Raw genomic sequence first — 17,472 nt, 5'->3', positions numbered from 1 at the left:
AGGAACGGTTTCGCCAGGGTGTTAACACCGGCTGGGACCAGCCTGTGTGCGTCAGGTCACAAAGCATGCAAATTCCAGCCGCGTCCGCATCAGCCCCAAGGGCCGCGTGAAGAGGAGCGGCCCCACGGGCCCCGCGGCGGATAGTTCTCGTTGGCGCCGATCGACGGCGACGCCTGCGCGCCAAGCTCGGCTGCGAGTTGCTGAAGCGCCGCGATGCGATTCTGCGTCGACGGATGGGTGGCGAACAGATTGTCCACGCCGTGGCCCGACAGCGGATTGATGATGAACATATGCGCGGTGGCGGGATTTCGCTCCGCCTCGAGGTTCGGGACCTGATGCGCAGCGTCTTCGATCTTCACCAGCGCCGATGCGAGCCAAATCGGCTGACCGGCGATGCGTGCGCCGAGATTGTCCGCGGCGTATTCGCGCGTACGACTGATCGCCATCTGCACCAGCATGGCCCCGATCGGGGCGAGGATCATCATCAGGATCGAGCCGACAATGCCCGGGCCGTTGTTGTCGCGGTTGCCTCCGAAGAACATGCCGAACTGCGCCAGCATCGAGATCGCACCGGCAATGGTCGCGGTAACAGTCATCAGCAGCGTGTCGTGATGCTTGATATGGGCAAGCTCGTGCGCGATCACCCCGGCGAGCTCCTCGCGGCTGAGCTGCTGCATCAACCCGGTGGTGACCGCAACCGCGGCATTCTCGGGATTGCGCCCGGTGGCAAACGCGTTGGGCTGCGGCTCGTCCATCAGGAACACGCGCGGCATCGGCAAGCCGGCGCGGCGCGCAAGCTCGGCGACGAGCCCGACCAGCTCCGGCGCGCTGCTGCGGTCGACCTCATGAGCCCCGTACATGCTCAGCACCATGCGGTCGGAGTTCCAGTAGGTGAAGAGATTGGTCGCCGCGGCAATGACGAGCGCAATCATGGCGCCGCCAGCACCGCCGATCAGATAGCCGACGCCCATGAACAGGGCGGCGAGGCCTGCGAGCAGCATTGCGGTACGAAGATAGTTCATGGCCCTCTCCCGGGTCCGGTCGCCGCCGCTGGAGGCGCTGCAGGCCGGCAAGCATGAGGTAGGGACGACCCCGCCCCACCCGCAAGGTTTCCAGGTGCGTCGCGGAGCCGCGGCACTGGTTTGAAGGCAATCGCTCCATTAAGCTTGGTCAAGAATCCAAGCGTCTCCTCCCCTTGCGGAAACCTCATGCCCCAGACCCGAATTGCGATCGCGGCCACCGCTCTGCTCACACTCGCCTTTCCCGCCTCCGCACAGTTCGCGCCACCGCCCGCAAAGCCAGCGGCCCCCAGGGCCACTGCGCCCTCCCCACGCGCGGCGTCGTGCCACAATGGCGCGAACTTCGATCGCTTCCTGGCTGACGTAAAACAGCAGGCGGTGGCGACCGGCGTGTCGCAGCGAACGATGGCGCAGGCCTCGCCCTACCTCGTCTACGACCAGGGCATCGTCAATCGCGACCGCGGCCAGCGCGTGTTCGGCCAGCTCTTCACTGAGTTTGCCGGCCGCATGGCCGCGCCCTATCGCATGCAGAACGGCCAGCAACACATCAAGCGACATGCGGCCGCGTTCGCGCGCGCCGAAAAGGAATACGGCGTGCCGCCGGCGGTGATCGCCGCGTTCTGGGGACTGGAGAGCGATTTCGGCGTCAACATGGGAAATCTGCCGACACTGAAATCGCTGGTGTCGCTGGCCTATGACTGCCGCCGCTCAGAGATGTTCGTGAACGAGACCATCGCCGCGCTGAAGATTATCGACCGCGGTGATCTCACACCCGACGAGATGATCGGCTCCTGGGCCGGCGAACTCGGCCAGACCCAATTCCTGCCAGTGCATTACGTCAACTATGCCGTCGACTATGACGGCGACGGACGGCGCGATCTCCTCCGCAGCGAAGACGACGTGATCGGCTCGACCGCGAACTACATCGCCAACGGGTTGAAGTGGCGGCGCGGCGAGCCGTGGCTGGAGGAGATCAAGGTGCCGCAAAACCTGCCGTGGGATCAGACCGATCTCACCGTGCAGCAGCCGCGCGCGAAATGGGCGCAGCTGGGGGTGACCTATCCCGACGGCAGGCCGCTGCCGAGCGACAATCTCGCGGCCTCCGTGCTGCTGCCGATGGGACGCAACGGGCCGGCCTTCATGGCGTATCCGAATTTCGCGGCCTATACCGAGTGGAATAACTCGCTGATCTATTCGACCACCGCGGGCTATCTCGCCTCGCGCATTGCGGGCGCAGCACCGATGCGCAAGCCGACCACACCGGTCGCGCAGCTGCCGTTCAATGAGCTCAAGCAATTGCAGCAGCTTCTGGTCCAGGCCGGCTTCAATGTCGGCAAGGTCGACGGCGTGCTGGGCCAGCAGAGCCGCGCCGCAGTGAAGGCGATGCAGGTCAAATACGGTCTGCCGGCCGATTCCTGGCCGACCTCCGAACTTTTGGCCCGGATGCGCGGTGGCACAGCACAGGCGCAGCCTGCGGCGACGATCCGATAAGCGACCCCGCTCGCTGTCATGCTCCGCGAAAGCGGGGCATCCAGTACGCCGTGGCGTCCCGGCTCAATCACAGCCGTCTCGGCGTACTGGATCGCCCGGTCAAGCCGGACGATGACAGCGGAGAGCGTTGCACGGTAGAATTTTCGCACTGCACAAGCCGCTCCCGCGATTGTATTTTTCCATGACGGCCCCATGTGAGTGGCTCAGGTTTCTCCTGAGATTCCCCACCACAAGAGCGAGCATCACATGTCCTTCCACGACGCCGTCGTCCCCGCCTATTTGCAAATGCTGAACAGCCTGACCGGCCTGCTCACGAAAGCCGAGGCGCATTGCGCGGCCAAGAAGGTCGATCCGAGCGTCCTGCTGGGCTCCCGGCTGTTTCCGGACATGCTGCCGCTGTCGAAGCAGATCCAGCTCGTCAGCGATTTCGCCTCCAAGGGCTGCGCCCGGCTGACCCATAGCGAAGTGCCCTCCACAGCAGACACCGAGACCAGCTTTGCCGAATTGAAGCAGCGCCTGGCGAAGACCATCGACTATGTGAAATCGTTCAAGCCCGAGCAGTTCGAGGGCGCCGACACCAAGGACGTCACCTTCCCGGCCGGCCCCGACAAATCCATCACCATGAAGGGCCAGCAATTCCTGAGCGCGTTCTCGCTGCCGAACTTCTATTTCCACGCCGCAACCGCCCACGGCCTTCTGCGCCACGCCGGCGTCGAGATCGGCAAGCGCGATTTCCTCGGCGCGAATTAAGTTATGGCCCGCGGCAGCGGAATTCCGCTGTCGCGGCCGAAACTGCATACGAATTGTGCTACGCGGGCCTTGCTGCGTAGCTCGCCTGCACTTTCCGTATGGCTCCTCCCTTGCGCTGATTGCCGCGATGCACAAGTGTTGCAGACCTTTCACCGCCTGGAAGCATTCCCATGAGCCGTTCGACCAAATTGTTTGACACCTACAAGCTCGGCCCGATCACGCTTGCGAACCGTTTCGTGATGGCACCGCTGACGCGTAACCGCGCCGTTCCCGGCACGTTCGTGCCCGGTGCGCTCGCCGCCGACTATTACGGCCAACGCGCCTCCGCAGGGCTTCTGATCACCGAAGCGAGCCAGGTCTCGCAGCAGGGCCAGGGCTACCAGGACACACCCGGCATCTACTCCAGGGACCAGGCCGCCGGCTGGCGCAAGGTCACCGATCAAGTCCACGAGCGCGGCGGCAAGGTCTTCATCCAGCTCTGGCATGTCGGCCGCATCTCGCATGTCGATCTCCAGGCCAATGGCGCAGCCCCGGTAGCGCCGAGCGCGATCCGCGCCAAGGGCAAGACTTTCGTCAACGGTACCTTCGCCGACGTCTCCGAGCCCCGCGCGCTCGAGCTCTCCGAAATTCCAGGGATCATCGACGATTTCAAGCGCGCCACGAAGAATGCGCTCGAAGCCGGCTTCGACGGCGTCGAGATCCACGGCGCCAACGGCTATCTGCTCGAGCAGTTCGCCAAGGACGGCACCAACAAGCGTACCGACGCCTATGGCGGCTCCATCGAGAACCGCGCGCGGCTGTTGCTGGAAGTATCCAAGGCCGTCGTGGTCGAGGCTGGCGCCGAGCGCACCGGCATTCGCGTCTCGCCGGTAACACCGGCCAACGATATCTCGGAGTCGAACCCGCAAGCCTTGTACGACCATATCGTCGACGGTCTCAGCGCGCTCAAGCTCGTCTATCTCCACGTCGTCGAAGGCGCCACCGGCGGTCCGCGCGACATCGCGCCGTTCGACTATGCGGGCCTGCGTAGGCGCTTCGTCGGCGCTTACGTCGCCAACAACGGCTATGATTTCGCCCTCGCCTCCAAGGTGCTGGAGGCGAACGCGGCCGATCTCATCGCCTTCGGCAAGCCGTTCATCTCCAACCCCGACCTCGTCGAGCGGCTGAAGCAGGGCGCGGCGCTCAATGACTGGGACAAGAACACGTTCTACGGCGGCGGCGCGAAGGGCTACACGGATTATCCGGCGCTGACGACTGAACCGGCGGAGTAAGGCGTCGTCGTCGCTCCATCCTCCGTCATTGCGAGGAGCAACGCGACGAAGCAATCCAGACTACCTCCGTGGAAAGACTCTGGATTGCTTCGCTTCGCTCGCAATGACGGTGTGGAGCAAAATCCACGACAATAAAAAGAAAAAGGCCGGGATTGCTCCCGGCCTTTCGTCGTTACGTTGATGTGCCTTACTTTGCTTCCGCGCGCTTCGGGGGCTGTGCCGGCCACGACTTGATCAGGGTGTCGTAGTCGACCGTCTCGCCCTTCGGCTTTTCGTTGGCGAGCTTGCGCTGAGGAGCAATCGTGCCGTCCTTCTGGGCCTTGGCGAACCAGTACTCGGCCGTTTCCTTCTTGTGCAGCTTCGGACCGCAGGCGCCCTGCACGCCGGACTTCTCCAGACGCTCCATCACGGAGTCCTGGGCAGCGGCAAGCGAGTCCATCGCGGCTTGCGGCGTCTTCGCACCCGACGACGCATCGCCGATGTTCTGCCACCACAGCTGCGCCAGCTTCGGATAGTCGGGCACGTTGTTGCCGGTCGGGGTCCACTGCACGCGCGCGGGCGAGCGGTAGAACTCGATCAGGCCGCCGAGCTTCGGCGCACGCTCCGTGAACGACTTGTCCCAAATGTCGGATTCACGAATGAACGTGAGACCGACATGGCTCTTCTTCAGCGACACCGTCTTGGAGATGATGAACTGGAGATAGAGCCAGGCTGCCTTGCGGCGATCCGCCGGGGTCGACTTGAGAAGCGTCACGGAGCCGGCGTCCTGATAGCCGAGCTTCATGCCTTCCTTCCAGTACGAACCGTGCGGCGACGGAGCCATACGCCACTTCGGCGTACCGTCCGCGTTCATCACGGCGATGCCCGGCTTCACCATGTCGGCGGTGAAAGCGGTGTACCAGAACATCTGCTGGGCGATGTTGCCCTGCGCCGGCACCGGACCCGACTCGGAGAAGGTCATGCCCTGCGCTTGCGGCGGAGCATACTTCTTCATCCACTCGAGGTACTTGGTGATCGAGTAGACCGCGGCCGGGCCGTTGGTGTCGCCACCACGCTCGACCGAGGAGCCCACCGGACGGCAGCCTTCCATGCGGATGCCCCATTCGTCGACCGGGAGACCGTTCGGAATGCCCTTGTCGCCGTTACCGGCCATCGACAGCCAGGCGTCGGTGAACCGCCAACCAAGCGACGGGTCCTTCTTGCCATAGTCCATATGGCCGTAAACCTTGACGCCGTTGATCTCCTTGATGTCGTTCGTGAAGAACTCGGCGATGTCCTCGTAGGCGGACCAGTTCACGGGCACGCCGAGTTCGTAGCCATACTTGGCCTTGAACTTGGCCTTGTAGTCGGCGTTGGTGAACCAGTCGTAGCGGAACCAGTAGAGGTTCGCGAACTGCTGGTCGGGCAGCTGATAGAGCTTGCCATCCGGGGCCGTGCCGAACGACTTGCCGATGAAGTCGTTGACGTCCAGCTGGGGATCGGTGACGTCCTTGCCCTCGCCGGTCATGTAGTCCGACAGCGCGATGGTCTGGCCGTAGCGGAAGTGCGTGCCGATCAGGTCGGAGTCGTTGATCCAGCCGTCGTACACGTTCTTGCCGGACTGCATCTGGGTCTGCAGCTTCTCGACGACGTCACCTTCCTGGATAATGTCGTGCTTGAGCTTGATGCCGGTGAGCTCGGAGAACGCCTTCGCCAGCGTCTGCGACTCGTATTCGTGGGTCGTGATGGTCTCGGAGACGACGTTGATCTCCATGCCCTTGAAGGGCTCGGCGGCCTTGACGAACCATTCCAGCTCTTTCTTCTGCTCGTCCTTCGACAGGGTCGAGGGCTGGAATTCCGCGATCCATTTCTGGATTGCGGCATCGTCGGCAGCGCGCACCGGCGCCGAGACGGCCAACGACACCGCGACGATGGCGGCGACGCTGGACATCGTCAGAAAGCTATTCTTGGTCAATGGACGTTCCCTTCTCCTAAACTGCCGCATGTTGTTCCTCCGTTGCAGCGACAAACTTTCTACAGGCCCGGGTTGGTCCCGGATCTGGCCGTCCCTTCGCGGGCTAGACCGTGCGGAAAATGAGCACGGCCATGGCCAGCGAAATTCCTGATGCGAGCCAAAGGCGCGAAATTTCAAGTCCGTCCTCGCCGATCGGCAGCGTGGCGAGTGCGTCGGTGCCGGCGAAGGCGATCCAGAGCAAGTGGATGACAGCCGCCACGATCAGGGAGATGAACAGGCGGTCGCCGCGCGTGGTGGGGATGCGCAGCACGCCGACGCGCTCGGTTTCGGGATAGGCCACCCCGAGCCAGGTCATCACGGCAAGCGTGCAGGCGAGCGCGACAAAGAAGATCGCCGTCGGCAGCGTCCAGGCCATCCATGCAATAGATTCCATTGATGCCTCCTAGACCCGGCCGAGCGCGAAACCGCTCGCGATGTAGTTGCGGACGAACCAGATCACGAGCGCGCCCGGAATGATGGTGAGCACGCCGGCTGCCGCGAGCAGCCCCCAATCCATGCCGGCGGCCGACACTGTGCGCGTCATGATCGCCGCGATCGGCTTGGCCTGCACCGAGGTCAGCGTGCGTGCCAGCAACAGCTCGACCCAGGAGAACATGAAGCAGAAGAAGGCGGCGACGCCGATACCGCTCGCAATCAGCGGCACCAGGATCTTGATGAAGAAGCGCGGGAAGGAATAGCCGTCGAGGAAGGCGGTCTCGTCGATCTCGCGCGGCACGCCGGAGACGAAGCCTTCGAGGATCCAGACCGCCAGCGGAACGTTGAAGATGCAGTGCGCGAGCGCCACCGCCCAGGGCGTATCGAACAGCCCGATCGCCGAGTAAAGATTGAAGAACGGCAGTGCATAGACCGCGGCCGGCGCCATGCGGTTCGACAGCAGCCAGAAGAACAGATGCTTGTCACCGAGAAAACGGTAGCGCGAGAACGCGTAGGCCGCGGGCAACGCCACCGAGATCGAGATGATGGTGTTGAGGACGACGTATTCCAGCGAGTTGATGTAGCCGGAATACCAGCTCTCGTCGGTGAAGATGCGCTTGTAGTGCTGGAGCGTCGGGGCGTGCGGCCACAGCGTCATCGTCGAGACGATTTCGGCGTTGGTCTTGAAGCTCATGTTGACGAGCCAGTAGATCGGCAACAGCAGGAAGATCAAAAACAGCGCCATGATGAGGCGACGGCCGGGGATCGAATGCATCACGCGGCTCCTTCCTGCGGCTTCCGCTCGGCGCCGGCATTGGTCATGACCGTGTAGAAGATCCAGCAGACGATCAGGATGATCAGATTGTAGACCAGCGACAGCGCGGCGGCCTTGCCGAGGTCGAACTGGCCGAGCGCGATCTTGACGAGCTCGATCGACACGAAGGTCGTCGAATTGCCGGGCCCGCCGCCGGTAACGACGAATGGCTCGGTGTAGATCATGAACGAGTCCATGAAGCGCAGCAGCACCGCGATCAGCAGCACGCGGTTCATCTTGGGCAGCTGGATCGCCTTGAACACCGCCCAGCGCGAGGCGCCGTCGATTTGAGCTGCCTGGTAATAAGCATCGGGGATCGACTTCAGGCCGGCATAACACAACAACGCGACCAGGCTGGTCCAGTGCCAGACGTCCATCACGATCACGGTGACCCAGGCATCGACGGCATTGGAGACGTAATTGTAGTCGATGCCGATCGCGTTGAGCACATAGCCGAGCAGGCCGATATCGGGGCGGCCAAAGATCTGCCAGATCGTGCCGACCACGTTCCAGGGGATCAACAGCGGCAGCGCGAGGATGACGAGGCAGGCCGCGACGGTCCAACCCTGGCGCGGCATCGACAGCGCAACGACGATGCCGAGCGGCACCTCGATCGCGAGGATCACCATCGAGAAGAACAGATTGCGGCCGAGCGAGGCGAGGAAGCGGCCGCCGAGGTCGGTCGAAGGGTCGAGCAATTCCTTGAACCAGCCGACACCGTTCCAGAAGAACTGGTTGTTGCCGAAGGTGTCCTGCATCGAATAGTTCACCACCGTCATCAGCGGCAGCACTGCCGAGAAGGCGACGACCAGGAACACCGGCAGCACCAGGAACCAGGCTTTTTGGTTGACGGTCTTGTCCATCAGGCGGATCCTTCCACCAGAAGGCTGTCGGCATAAACGTGGACGTGCGACGGATCGAATTTCAGGCCGGCCGTGCCGTCCGGGCTGGTGAAGCCGGCCGGCGCCCGCGCCGCGAGTTTTGCATCACCGAGGCGCGCACGCGCAAAGCGGATGCGGCCGAGATCGTCGATGCGTTCGATTTTTGCGCTGAGCAGGCCCGGTGCCGGCGCAACGGTTTCGACGAATTCGGGACGCACGCCGATCTCGATCTTCGCGCTTGCCGGAAGGCTGTCGTAGCTGCGATTGAGCGCGATGACGTGACCGTCGATCTTGGCCTCGCGGCCCCTCACCTCGGCCGGCAGGATGTTCATGCCGGGCGAGCCGATGAAATAGCCGACGAAGGTGTGCGCGGGCTTGTCGAACAGCTCGGCCGGGGTGCCGCTTTGCACCACGCGGCCGTCATGCATGACGACGACGGTGTCTGCAAAGGTCAGCGCCTCGGTCTGGTCGTGGGTGACGTAGATCATCGTAAGGTCGAGCTCGCGATGCAGCGCCTTCAGCTTGGAGCGGAGCTGCCATTTCAGCTCGGGATCGATCACGGTGAGCGGCTCGTCGAACAGCACGGCGGCGACGTCGGAGCGCACCAGGCCGCGGCCGAGCGATATCTTCTGCTTGGCGTCAGCCGTGAGCCGCGTCGCCTTTCGGTTCAGATAGGGCTCGAGATCGAGCAGGCGGCCGATCTCGGCGACGCGCTTGTCGATCTCGGCCTTTGGCACGCCGCGGTTCTTCAGTGGAAACGCCAGATTCTGCCCCACCGTCATGGTGTCGTAGATCACCGGAAACTGGAACACCTGGGCGATGTTGCGCTTCTGGGTTGACAGCGGTGTGATGTCCACCTCGTCGAACAGGATTTTCCCCCGCGACGGCGTGATGATTCCGGAAATGACGTTGAGCAGCGTGGTCTTGCCGCAGCCGGACGGCCCGAGCAGCGCATAGGCGCCGCCCTGCCGCCAGGTCATGGTGACAGGCTTCAGGGCAAAGCTGTCCTGCGGCGCATCGTTGCCGCCGTAGGAGTGCGCGAGATCGACGAGGTCAATGCGGGCCATGTCGCATCTCCCTCAGGTATTGCCGGGTGCGGCGACCAGGCGGCCTGCCGCATCGAAAACGAAGACATCATTGGGATCGAGCACGGCGTCGATGGTCTGGCCGGGCTCGAACTCGTGCACGCCGTGCAACACCGCAACCCATTTCGATCCGTCGCGGGTCAGATGCACGAAACTCTCCGAACCGGTGATTTCGGTCACCGTTACCGTGGCATGGAAGGCGTGGCGATCGGCCTGGCCGTTGGCGAGCGCGAGCTGATGCGCGCGAAAGCCGACCCGGTAGGCGCCGTCGGCCAGCGACGAATACAGACCCGAGGCCGGCGACGCCGCGCCGCCGGCATATTGCACAGAGCCGTTCTTTTTCTCGATGCCGACGAGATTGAGCGGCGGGTCGGAGAACACCTGCGCGACGCGTAAAGTCTGCGGCCGGCGGTAGACGTTGGCGGTCTCGTCGATCTGGAGCGCCTGACCCTGCCACATGCACACCGTGTTGCCGCCGAGCAGCAACGCCTCGGTTGGCTCGGTGGTGGCATAGACGAAGATCGCGCCGGAAGCCTCGAAGATGCGCGGGAGCTCGGCGCGCAGCTCCTCACGAAGCTTGTAGTCGAGATTGGCGAGCGGCTCGTCGAGCAGCACGAGATCGGCGCTCTTGACCAGCGCGCGCGCGATCGCGGTGCGCTGCTGCTGGCCACCGGAAAGCTGGAGCGGCGTGCGCTTCAGAAACGGCTCGAGCCTGAGCAGCCTTGCGGCTTCCGCCACGCGCGCCTCGATTTCAGCGCGCGGCTTGCCCTGCACACGCAAGGGCGACGCGATGTTCTCATAGACTGTAAGCGAGGGATAATTGATGAACTGCTGGTAGACCATCGCGACCGAACGCTTGCGCACGTCGGCGCCGGTGACGTCCTTGCCGTTGACCAAGATCTTGCCCGAAGTCGGCTTGTCGAGGCCTGCGAGCAGCCGCATGATCGAGGTCTTGCCCGACAGCGTCGGCCCGAGCAGCACGTTGAGCGTACCGCTCTCGAGCGTCAGCGCGACGTCGCGGATATGCGGGACTCCGTCGACAGTCCGGGTCACGTGATCGAGTGTCACCGTCATGAGCGTCCTCCGGCTTCCAGCAGGGGACTTTGCTGCACGGCGTGGGTCCTGATCCAGTCGTCAAGCGCCGCGATTTCGTCGGCACTTAGTCGCAGGCCGAGCTTTGAGCGGCGCCAGACGATGTCCTCGGCAGTGACGGCCCATTCGTTGGCCATGAGATAGCGGACCTCGCGCTCGCTCAGCGTCGCGCCGAAGGCCTGGCCGAGATCGGCCGCGGATTTCGCATCCCCGAGCAGCTTGATCGCCTTTGTGCCATAGGCGCGCGCGAGTCGCCGCGCATGCTCGTGGCTGAGGAAGGGATAGCCGCGCTGAAGCTCCGCAATCAGGCCGTCGACATCGGAGACGCCCATGTCGCCGCCGGGCAGCGGCCATTTGCCGGTCCAGCCCTCGCGCGCTTTCGCACTGCGAAGATAGGGCGCAAGCCGCTCCAGCGCCTCCTCGGCGAGACGGCGGTAGGTCGTGATCTTGCCGCCATAGATCGACAGCAGTGGCACGCCGCCGGGCGTGTCGAGCTCGAACACGTAGTCGCGCGTCGCGGCCTTGGCTTCGCTGGCGCCGTCGTCATAGAGCGGGCGCACGCCGGAATAGGTCCAGACCACGTCATCAGGCGTGACAGGCTTGGCCAGATATTCGCTTGCCGCCGTGCAGAGATACTGGATCTCCTCAGGCGTCGCCTTCACCTTGGCCGGATCGCCGTCATAGTCGCGATCGGTGGTGCCGATCAGCGTAAAATCGTCCTGATAGGGAATGACGAAGATGATGCGGCCGTCGGCGTTCTGGAACATGTAGGCGCGGTCGTGGTCGTAGAGTTTTTTCACAACGATGTGCGAGCCCTGCACCAGGCGCACCTTGGCTTTCGCGTTGACGCCGGCGCCACGGCCGAGCACGTCCTCGACCCAGGGCCCGCCGGCATTGACGAGCGCGCGAGCCTGGATCGACGAGCGCGCGCCGGTCAGCGTGTCGATCATGCTGACGGTCCAGATGCCGTCGGACTGCTTGATATCCGTCGCCCGGGTGCGGGTGCGGATCTCGGCGCCCTTGTCGGCGGCGTCGCGCGCGTTGAGCACGACGAGACGGGCGTCATCGACGAAGCAGTCGGAATATTCGAACGCGCGGGTATAGCGGTTCGGGATCAGCGGGCGACCGACCTCGTCACGCCTGAGATCGACCGAGCGGGTCGCCGGCAACAGATGGCGGCCGCCGATATGGTCATAGAGGAAGAGGCCGAGGCGCAGCAGCCAGGCCGGTCGCAGGCCTGCATGGTGCGGCAGAACGAAACGCAGCGGGCGGATGATGTGGGGCGCGATGCCCCAGAGGATCTCGCGCTCGATCAGCGCCTCGCGGACCAGGCGAAACTCGTAATATTCGAGATAGCGCAGGCCGCCATGCACCAGCTTGGTCGACCAGGACGACGTCCCGCTCGCCAGATCGTTCATTTCGCACAGGAAAACCGTGTTGCCACGGCCCACCGCATCGCGCGCGATGCCGCAGCCGTTAACACCGCCTCCAATGATGGCGAGGTCGAAAATACGCTCCAACAGACGCATCCCCCGGCGACCGCCCGTTCAATCGAGCGGTTACTTTCGTTTTTGATTAGATCACACCGAAAAACGAAAGCAAGATGAAAGAGAGAAGAAAGGAAGTGAAAGCGGAACTTTTAAGTGGGGCAGACAGACGCGGAATTGAGCAGCCTGGGCCGGCAATTCCAGCGGCAAAAGCACCCTTGAATGCTTAGCTTCAGAGAATTATAGTCATAGTAGTCATATTGGTCGATATTCTCATGGCCGACTCCAACACTGCACCCGATGCGCTTCCAACCGATGACATCTGGACGCTTGCCAACGCCAAGGCACGGCTTTCCGAGGTGATCGACCGCGCCCAGTCCGGCCCGCAGGTCATCACCCGTCACGGCAGGCCCAATGCCGTTGTCGTTTCCGCCGACGAGTGGGCGCGCAAGACGGCGCGCAAAGGCACGCTGGCCGAATTCCTGCTGGCGTCGCCATTACGCGGCGCCGACCTCGATCCTGAACGCATGCACGACACGCCGCGCGACGAGATGCCGTGAACTTGCTGCTCGACACCAAGGTGCTCTCCGAGGTTCGGCGGCCGGCGCCTTCCCCGAGTGTTTTGGCGTGGCTCGATACGATCGACGAGGACCGCGCCTTCATCAGCGTCGCTTCGATCGCAGAGCTTCGCCGTGGCATCGCACTGCTGGATGACGGCGGCCGGCGCGCGGCACTGACTGCCTGGCTCACGCATGATCTGCCGGAGCGTTTTGCCGGGCGCATCCTGCCGATCGACCATGCGGTCGCCGAGCGCTGGGGCGATCTGATGGCGCAGAGCCGCCGCAGCGGCATCGCTCTGTCCGTGATGGATGGATTCTTCGGCGCGACCGCGCTCGCAAACGACCTCACACTCGCCACACGCAATGTGAAGGATTTTGCGGCATTCGGCGTCGTGCTGCTCAACCCGTGGGACGACGTATAAGACGTCGGCCGACCCAAAACTCAGGGCAGCAGCCCTGCCGCCCTGTAAGCCTCGATCGCCTGATCGTAGACCGCGATGTCGCCTCGCCCGCGCGCAACGAGCTGTGCGCCCTCGACGGCCGCGAAGATCGCGAGCGCCCGCTGCTCAATCGCTCCCGTTGCCGCCTTCTTTCCACGCGACAGCAATTTGACCAGCCACCGGATATTGACGTCGGTGAACCTGTCGACCTCAGCTCTGACTTCGGCCGGCAAGTCATCGTGCTCGGCGGCCATGATCCCGCACAGGCACATCCTGTTGTCGTTCGACAGCGCGGAACGGAAGACGTCCGTATACATCCTCAGGCAGGCCCCGACGTCCTGCGAGGCTTCGAGGAACCCGTCGAAGATCTCGATCGCCTCGTCGGCATAGCGACTCGCAAGCGCGGCGCCAAGATCGCCCTTGGTCGGAAAATGATAGTGGACGCTGGCGCTCTTGACGCCCACCTCCTTCGCCAGGTCGCGAAAGCTCAGGCCGTTGTAGCCGCGCGCCTGCACCATCGCGCGGGCCGCATCCATGATCACCTGCTTGGTATCGGCCGTCATCGTTCGCCCCCATCTATCTACCGATAGATAGCCCTTGACTCCGCCATTGCAAAGGCCCATATCGGCTACCCACCTATCTATCGATAGATAAAGGAATGTTCTCATGAAAATCTACGATCGGCCCGGATTTCCCAATTCCTCGCGCATTCGCATCGTCCTTTCCGAAAAGGGACTCGACGACCGGGTCGAGTTCGTCAGCGTCGATTTGATCGGGGCAGAGCACAAGCAGGCGCCGTTTCTCGCGATCAACCCCTCGGGGAAAATCCCGGTGCTCGAACTCGATGACGGCACCTTGATCTCGGAGTCGACGGCCATCACCGAATATCTGGACCATCTCGATGGCCATCCGGTCCTCACCGGCAGGACACCGCGCGAGAAGGCGGTGATCCACATGATGCAGAATCGCGCCGAGGCCGAGCTCATGGGCGCGGTCGACGGCTACTTTCACTATGCCACGTCGGGCCTCGGGCCTGCGATGCAGCCCTATGTGGCTCCGGAATGGGCCGGCAGGAAGGAATGGGGTGAGCGACAGCGCGCCAGGTTCGTCCGCGGCATGAATTATTTCGACGGCGTCCTGAAGAACACACCGCTCGTTGCCGGCGACGCCTTCTCGATGGCGGATATCACAGTCTTTGCGAGCCTGGACTTCGCTGGCGCAGCGGGGATATCGATTCCCGATGCGTGCAAATCCCTCATCGCCTGGCGGGAAAGAGTATCAAATCTGCCAAGCGTCAAGAACCGGACAGGTCGAGATTTCCTGCCGGAGGACCTGAAGCGTTTTGGTCTGTGAACTGCGGCGTGATGTCAGCTCCGGATCGATCGCAGCCATCTAACGCAACCGAACGACCGGCGTGGCCTCTTGCGCCGGTTCGGCCGCCTCATCGATATCCGCCCCCTTCGGCATCGCTGCCATCACCTCGATGCCCTTGGCATGGCAAATCGTGGCGAGGCGCTCGGGGAGTTCCTGATCGGTCACGAAGGTCTGGATCTGGCTGATATGGGCGATGCGCACCGGCGCGCTGCGGCGGAGTTTTGTGGAATCCGCGACCAGCATGACGCTGCGGGCGTTGGCGATGATGGCTTGCGCCACCTGGACCTCGCGATAGTCAAAGTCGAGCAGCGCGCCTTCCTCGTCGATCGCGGACGCACCGATGATGGCGTAGTCGACCTTGAACTGGCCGATCAGCTGCGTCGCGGTCGAGCCGACCACCGCACCGTCGGCGCGCCGCACCGTGCCGCCGGCAACCACCACCTCGATGCGGGGATGGCGGTAGAGCAGCATGGCGACGTTGAGATTGTTGGTGATGACGAGGAGGTCCTCGTGCGAGGTCAGCGCGCTCGCGACCTCCTCGGTCGTGGTGCCGATGTTGATGAACAGCGAGCAGCCGTTCGGGATCAGCGATGCGGCCGCGGCTCCAATCGCCTTCTTCTCGTCGGCGGCGACGAAGCGCCGCGCCTCATAGGCGAGGTTTTCGACGCCGGAGGCGATGATAGCGCCGCCATGGATACGGGTCAGCGAGCGGCGCTCGCAGAGATCGTTGAGATCCTTGCGGATGGTCTGGGCCGAGACCTCGAACCGGCGCGCCAGCTCCTCGACCATGACGCGGCCCGAAGCCCGCGCGATGTTGAGGATTTCGGCTTGGCGATGAGTCAGTCCGGTCACGACAATAGCCTCAAGTCAGGAAGCCGCATGGTGCGGCGGTTCGCGCGCGTTCGGTCAATGCGCGTGCCGATCACGGTTAACGGACCAACGTCCTCACCACGCCATCGCGGCGGCGAGGCGCGCCAGCAGTGTCGGATCGTCGTAAGCGCTGGCGGAAGCGACCGCGCCGGCGGCAACAAGGTCGGCGTGGCCGAGAGTGGTGCGCATCCCGATGGTCGGAATGCCGGCGACGGCGGCCGATTGCACGCCGGAGCGGGAATCCTCGAACGCGATCGAGGCCGCCGCGCTGGCGCCGGCGAAGCGCAGCCCTTCCTGATAGGGCAGCGGATGCGGCTTGCCGTGCGGCAGCTCGTCGCCGATCACGACCGCCTTGAAGCGGTCCGTAATGCCGAGGCCCGACAGCAGCAGTTCGGCGTTGAGACGCGGCGCGTTGGTCACGGCCACCATGGGAATGCCGGCGCTATCGGCACGGTCGAGCAGCGCCATCAGGCCCGGAAGCGGCACGATCTGTCCAGCCACCAGGTCACGAAAGATCGCCTCCTTCTCGCCGAGGATTGCAACGCGACGTTCCGGCGATTCGTCCGGCAGAAATCGCTCCCCGATCGACACATTGGAAAAACCCTGGAGCTCGCGCTTGAAGCGCTCCTCATCCACGATATGGCCGCGCGGAGCAAACACGCGATGGAACGCCTCGCGATGAAGGAAATCCGTGTCGGCCAACGTGCCGTCGATGTCGAACAGCAGCGCCCTGCCCATCGCGTCGATCATGTCCGTACTTTCCCAAATGCGCAGCGCATTGATGCGAAAGACGTATCAATACGCTCTCGATCGCGCAATGACGCATCCACATGAAGGAGATGCGCCACTCGACAAAGTCGCGCGCGGCTGCAACACTGGCTGCAAGATCAAAAAGGAGGAAACGATGACGATCAACCGACGCGATCTGGCTCTCTCGACTCTTGCCGTCTCGGCGCTTGCTGTCTCAGCTGTCACGACACCGGCGCTGGCGGCATCGGCGGACGAGGAAGCCGTGGCGAAGAAGGTCGAGGCCTTCCGTCTCGCCCAGATCGCCGCCGATCCCAAGGCGCTCGGTGCGCTGTGCTGGGACGATGTCAGCTACAGCCATTCCAGCGGCAAGGTCGAGGACAAGGCAACCTTCGTCACCAACGCCACCGACGGCAAGTCGAAATTCCTGTCGATCGAGTACAAGGACCCGACCATCAAGGTGGTCGGCCCCGCCGCGATCGTGCGCTTCCATTGGGTAGCGGAACAGGAGATGGCGGCCGATGGGAAAAAAGTGCCGACCAACCTTCACATCCTGATGAACTGGCAGAAGCAGGGCGACGACTGGAAGCTGCTCTCAAGGTCGGCGACGAAGTTGTGAACAACGGCTCTTCCCTCTCCCCCTTGTGGGAGAGGGTGGGGCTTCGCGAAGCGAAGTCGGGTGAGGGGTTTCTCTCCGAGAACGAATCTCTCGCTTCTGAATCTGCTGAAACGTCCCCTCATCCGGCGCTTCGCGCCACCTTCTCCCATAAAGGGGAGAAGGGAAGGCAGAGTTCGCGGCAAAATATTCCTACCTCTCGCGCTATGCGCGACCCTGACCAGCGGGACTACTACGCCGCTTCCTTCACATCACCGTTAACCAGCTTGCGCGCGGCGCGCTCGGCTTCGCGGGCGTTGCGGAAGAGCTGGCCTTCAAGGCGGTTGAAGCGGTGGGATGAGGCGAAGAAGCAGTAGCCCCCTTGAGAACGAACGACGATACCTGCGGTCTGCGAATTGACTTCGATGATGTAGCTGTCCGGCATGGCCCTTAGATTCCTCAGTGCGGGCAAATAACGGCATCGGTGCCCAAAGGTTCCTTGAGCAAATCAGCCTGTTTCCACCCGAATCGACGGGAAATTGAGTACGCCGGGACCTCATCCATTTTA

The 17,472-nt window shown here is 63.3% G+C and carries 19 protein-coding genes; 7 read left to right on the top strand and 12 right to left on the bottom strand.

Annotated elements, in window-relative coordinates; all coding sequences use genetic code 11:
- Positions 1–89: 89 nt before the first annotated feature.
- Positions 90–1,022 carry a zinc metalloprotease HtpX gene (htpX, locus tag ACVWYI_RS09895; RefSeq protein WP_456661851.1) on the bottom strand — a complete coding sequence of 311 codons (933 nt, stop codon included), beginning with the start codon at positions 1,020–1,022 and terminating at the stop codon, positions 90–92.
- A gap of 186 nt (positions 1,023–1,208) precedes the next feature.
- Between htpX and ACVWYI_RS09890 the strand changes: the two genes are divergently transcribed.
- The 3 genes from ACVWYI_RS09890 (at position 1,209) to ACVWYI_RS09880 (ending at position 4,531) form a co-directional block, all read left to right on the top strand.
- Positions 1,209–2,510 carry a lytic murein transglycosylase gene (locus ACVWYI_RS09890; protein ID WP_456661850.1) on the top strand — a complete coding sequence of 434 codons (1,302 nt, stop codon included), beginning with the start codon at positions 1,209–1,211 and terminating at the stop codon, positions 2,508–2,510.
- A gap of 246 nt (positions 2,511–2,756) precedes the next feature.
- Positions 2,757–3,260 carry a DUF1993 domain-containing protein gene (locus tag ACVWYI_RS09885; protein WP_247340442.1) on the top strand — a complete coding sequence of 168 codons (504 nt, stop codon included), beginning with the start codon at positions 2,757–2,759 and terminating at the stop codon, positions 3,258–3,260.
- A 170-nt stretch (positions 3,261–3,430) separates the two neighbouring features.
- The gene (locus ACVWYI_RS09880) at positions 3,431–4,531 is read left to right on the top strand and encodes an alkene reductase (RefSeq protein WP_456661849.1); all 1,101 of its coding nucleotides are present in this window, start codon (positions 3,431–3,433) and stop codon (positions 4,529–4,531) included.
- A 187-nt stretch (positions 4,532–4,718) separates the two neighbouring features.
- Here ACVWYI_RS09880 and ACVWYI_RS09875 read toward each other — a convergent pair whose 3' ends face one another.
- From ACVWYI_RS09875 to glpD, 7 genes are all read right to left on the bottom strand, one after another.
- On the bottom strand, positions 4,719–6,461 hold the full coding sequence (locus tag ACVWYI_RS09875) for an ABC transporter substrate-binding protein (protein ID WP_247440916.1): 1,743 nt from the start codon (positions 6,459–6,461) through the stop codon (positions 4,719–4,721).
- 127 nt (positions 6,462–6,588) lie between these two features.
- Positions 6,589–6,918, bottom strand: a complete 330-nt coding sequence (locus tag ACVWYI_RS09870; protein WP_456661848.1) for a DUF2160 domain-containing protein — start codon at positions 6,916–6,918, stop codon at positions 6,589–6,591.
- Positions 6,919–6,927: 9 nt separating this feature from the next.
- Positions 6,928–7,734, bottom strand: coding sequence for a carbohydrate ABC transporter permease (locus tag ACVWYI_RS09865; RefSeq protein WP_007606994.1), 807 nt, complete (start codon positions 7,732–7,734; stop codon positions 6,928–6,930).
- Entirely contained in the window at positions 7,734–8,636 is a 903-nt protein-coding gene (locus ACVWYI_RS09860) for a carbohydrate ABC transporter permease (RefSeq protein WP_247340449.1), read from the bottom strand. The genes ACVWYI_RS09865 and ACVWYI_RS09860 overlap by 1 nt, the downstream gene beginning before the upstream one ends.
- Positions 8,636–9,721, bottom strand: a complete 1,086-nt coding sequence (locus ACVWYI_RS09855) for an ABC transporter ATP-binding protein (protein WP_456661847.1) — start codon at positions 9,719–9,721, stop codon at positions 8,636–8,638. The genes ACVWYI_RS09860 and ACVWYI_RS09855 overlap by 1 nt, the downstream gene beginning before the upstream one ends.
- 12 nt (positions 9,722–9,733) lie before the next feature.
- Positions 9,734–10,813 (bottom strand): ABC transporter ATP-binding protein, encoded by a 1,080-nt coding sequence (locus ACVWYI_RS09850; RefSeq protein ID WP_456661846.1) that lies wholly within the window; start codon positions 10,811–10,813, stop codon positions 9,734–9,736.
- The gene (gene glpD, locus ACVWYI_RS09845; RefSeq protein ID WP_456661845.1) at positions 10,810–12,360 is read right to left on the bottom strand and encodes a glycerol-3-phosphate dehydrogenase; all 1,551 of its coding nucleotides are present in this window, start codon (positions 12,358–12,360) and stop codon (positions 10,810–10,812) included. The genes ACVWYI_RS09850 and glpD overlap by 4 nt, the downstream gene beginning before the upstream one ends.
- A 233-nt stretch (positions 12,361–12,593) precedes the next feature.
- Here glpD and ACVWYI_RS09840 point away from each other — a divergent pair, with 233 nt between their 5' ends.
- Together ACVWYI_RS09840 and ACVWYI_RS09835 are read left to right on the top strand one after the other, a co-directional pair.
- Positions 12,594–12,878, top strand: coding sequence for a type II toxin-antitoxin system Phd/YefM family antitoxin (locus tag ACVWYI_RS09840; protein ID WP_456661844.1), 285 nt, complete (start codon positions 12,594–12,596; stop codon positions 12,876–12,878).
- Positions 12,875–13,300, top strand: a complete 426-nt coding sequence (locus tag ACVWYI_RS09835) for a PIN domain-containing protein (RefSeq protein WP_456661843.1) — start codon at positions 12,875–12,877, stop codon at positions 13,298–13,300. The genes ACVWYI_RS09840 and ACVWYI_RS09835 overlap by 4 nt, the downstream gene beginning before the upstream one ends.
- Positions 13,301–13,320: 20 nt before the next feature.
- On the opposite strand, the gene ACVWYI_RS09830 is transcribed toward ACVWYI_RS09835, so the two are convergent.
- Entirely contained in the window at positions 13,321–13,881 is a 561-nt protein-coding gene (locus ACVWYI_RS09830; protein ID WP_456661842.1) for a TetR/AcrR family transcriptional regulator, read from the bottom strand.
- A 103-nt stretch (positions 13,882–13,984) separates the two neighbouring features.
- On the opposite strand from ACVWYI_RS09830, the gene ACVWYI_RS09825 reads away from it, so the two are divergent.
- Positions 13,985–14,671, top strand: coding sequence for a glutathione S-transferase family protein (locus tag ACVWYI_RS09825; RefSeq protein ID WP_456661841.1), 687 nt, complete (start codon positions 13,985–13,987; stop codon positions 14,669–14,671).
- Positions 14,672–14,710: 39 nt separating this feature from the next.
- Here ACVWYI_RS09825 and ACVWYI_RS09820 read toward each other — a convergent pair whose 3' ends face one another.
- Both ACVWYI_RS09820 and ACVWYI_RS09815 read right to left on the bottom strand, forming a co-directional pair.
- On the bottom strand, positions 14,711–15,544 hold the full coding sequence (locus ACVWYI_RS09820) for a DeoR/GlpR family DNA-binding transcription regulator (RefSeq protein ID WP_456661840.1): 834 nt from the start codon (positions 15,542–15,544) through the stop codon (positions 14,711–14,713).
- Positions 15,545–15,637: 93 nt separating this feature from the next.
- On the bottom strand, positions 15,638–16,312 hold the full coding sequence (locus ACVWYI_RS09815; protein ID WP_456661839.1) for an HAD family hydrolase: 675 nt from the start codon (positions 16,310–16,312) through the stop codon (positions 15,638–15,640).
- A gap of 154 nt (positions 16,313–16,466) precedes the next feature.
- Between ACVWYI_RS09815 and ACVWYI_RS09810 the strand changes: the two genes are divergently transcribed.
- Positions 16,467–16,928, top strand: coding sequence for a nuclear transport factor 2 family protein (locus ACVWYI_RS09810; RefSeq protein WP_247340470.1), 462 nt, complete (start codon positions 16,467–16,469; stop codon positions 16,926–16,928).
- Between the two features lie 229 nt (positions 16,929–17,157).
- Here ACVWYI_RS09810 and ACVWYI_RS09805 read toward each other — a convergent pair whose 3' ends face one another.
- Complete coding sequence (locus tag ACVWYI_RS09805) at positions 17,158–17,349, bottom strand: hypothetical protein (protein WP_024341426.1); 192 nt, start codon at positions 17,347–17,349, stop codon at positions 17,158–17,160.
- Between the last annotated feature and the right edge of the window lie 123 nt (positions 17,350–17,472).

Source organism: Bradyrhizobium sp. LB13.1 (genome assembly GCF_054056815.1).
This window is presented reverse-complemented; position numbering and strand designations above follow the sequence as displayed.

Coding starts and splice junctions, on each gene's coding strand:
- htpX (WP_456661851.1), bottom strand. CDS start 1,022: ATGAACTATCTTCGTACCGCAATGCTGCTCGCAGGCCTCGCCGCCCTG.
- ACVWYI_RS09890 (WP_456661850.1), top strand. CDS start 1,209: ATGCCCCAGACCCGAATTGCGATCGCGGCCACCGCTCTGCTCACACTC.
- ACVWYI_RS09885 (WP_247340442.1), top strand. CDS start 2,757: ATGTCCTTCCACGACGCCGTCGTCCCCGCCTATTTGCAAATGCTGAAC.
- ACVWYI_RS09880 (WP_456661849.1), top strand. CDS start 3,431: ATGAGCCGTTCGACCAAATTGTTTGACACCTACAAGCTCGGCCCGATC.
- ACVWYI_RS09875 (WP_247440916.1), bottom strand. CDS start 6,461: ATGTCCAGCGTCGCCGCCATCGTCGCGGTGTCGTTGGCCGTCTCGGCG.
- ACVWYI_RS09870 (WP_456661848.1), bottom strand. CDS start 6,918: ATGGAATCTATTGCATGGATGGCCTGGACGCTGCCGACGGCGATCTTC.
- ACVWYI_RS09865 (WP_007606994.1), bottom strand. CDS start 7,734: ATGCATTCGATCCCCGGCCGTCGCCTCATCATGGCGCTGTTTTTGATC.
- ACVWYI_RS09860 (WP_247340449.1), bottom strand. CDS start 8,636: ATGGACAAGACCGTCAACCAAAAAGCCTGGTTCCTGGTGCTGCCGGTG.
- ACVWYI_RS09855 (WP_456661847.1), bottom strand. CDS start 9,721: ATGGCCCGCATTGACCTCGTCGATCTCGCGCACTCCTACGGCGGCAAC.
- ACVWYI_RS09850 (WP_456661846.1), bottom strand. CDS start 10,813: ATGACGGTGACACTCGATCACGTGACCCGGACTGTCGACGGAGTCCCG.
- glpD (WP_456661845.1), bottom strand. CDS start 12,360: ATGCGTCTGTTGGAGCGTATTTTCGACCTCGCCATCATTGGAGGCGGT.
- ACVWYI_RS09840 (WP_456661844.1), top strand. CDS start 12,594: ATGGCCGACTCCAACACTGCACCCGATGCGCTTCCAACCGATGACATC.
- ACVWYI_RS09830 (WP_456661842.1), bottom strand. CDS start 13,881: ATGACGGCCGATACCAAGCAGGTGATCATGGATGCGGCCCGCGCGATG.
- ACVWYI_RS09825 (WP_456661841.1), top strand. CDS start 13,985: ATGAAAATCTACGATCGGCCCGGATTTCCCAATTCCTCGCGCATTCGC.
- ACVWYI_RS09815 (WP_456661839.1), bottom strand. CDS start 16,312: ATGATCGACGCGATGGGCAGGGCGCTGCTGTTCGACATCGACGGCACG.
- ACVWYI_RS09810 (WP_247340470.1), top strand. CDS start 16,467: ATGACGATCAACCGACGCGATCTGGCTCTCTCGACTCTTGCCGTCTCG.
- ACVWYI_RS09805 (WP_024341426.1), bottom strand. CDS start 17,349: ATGCCGGACAGCTACATCATCGAAGTCAATTCGCAGACCGCAGGTATC.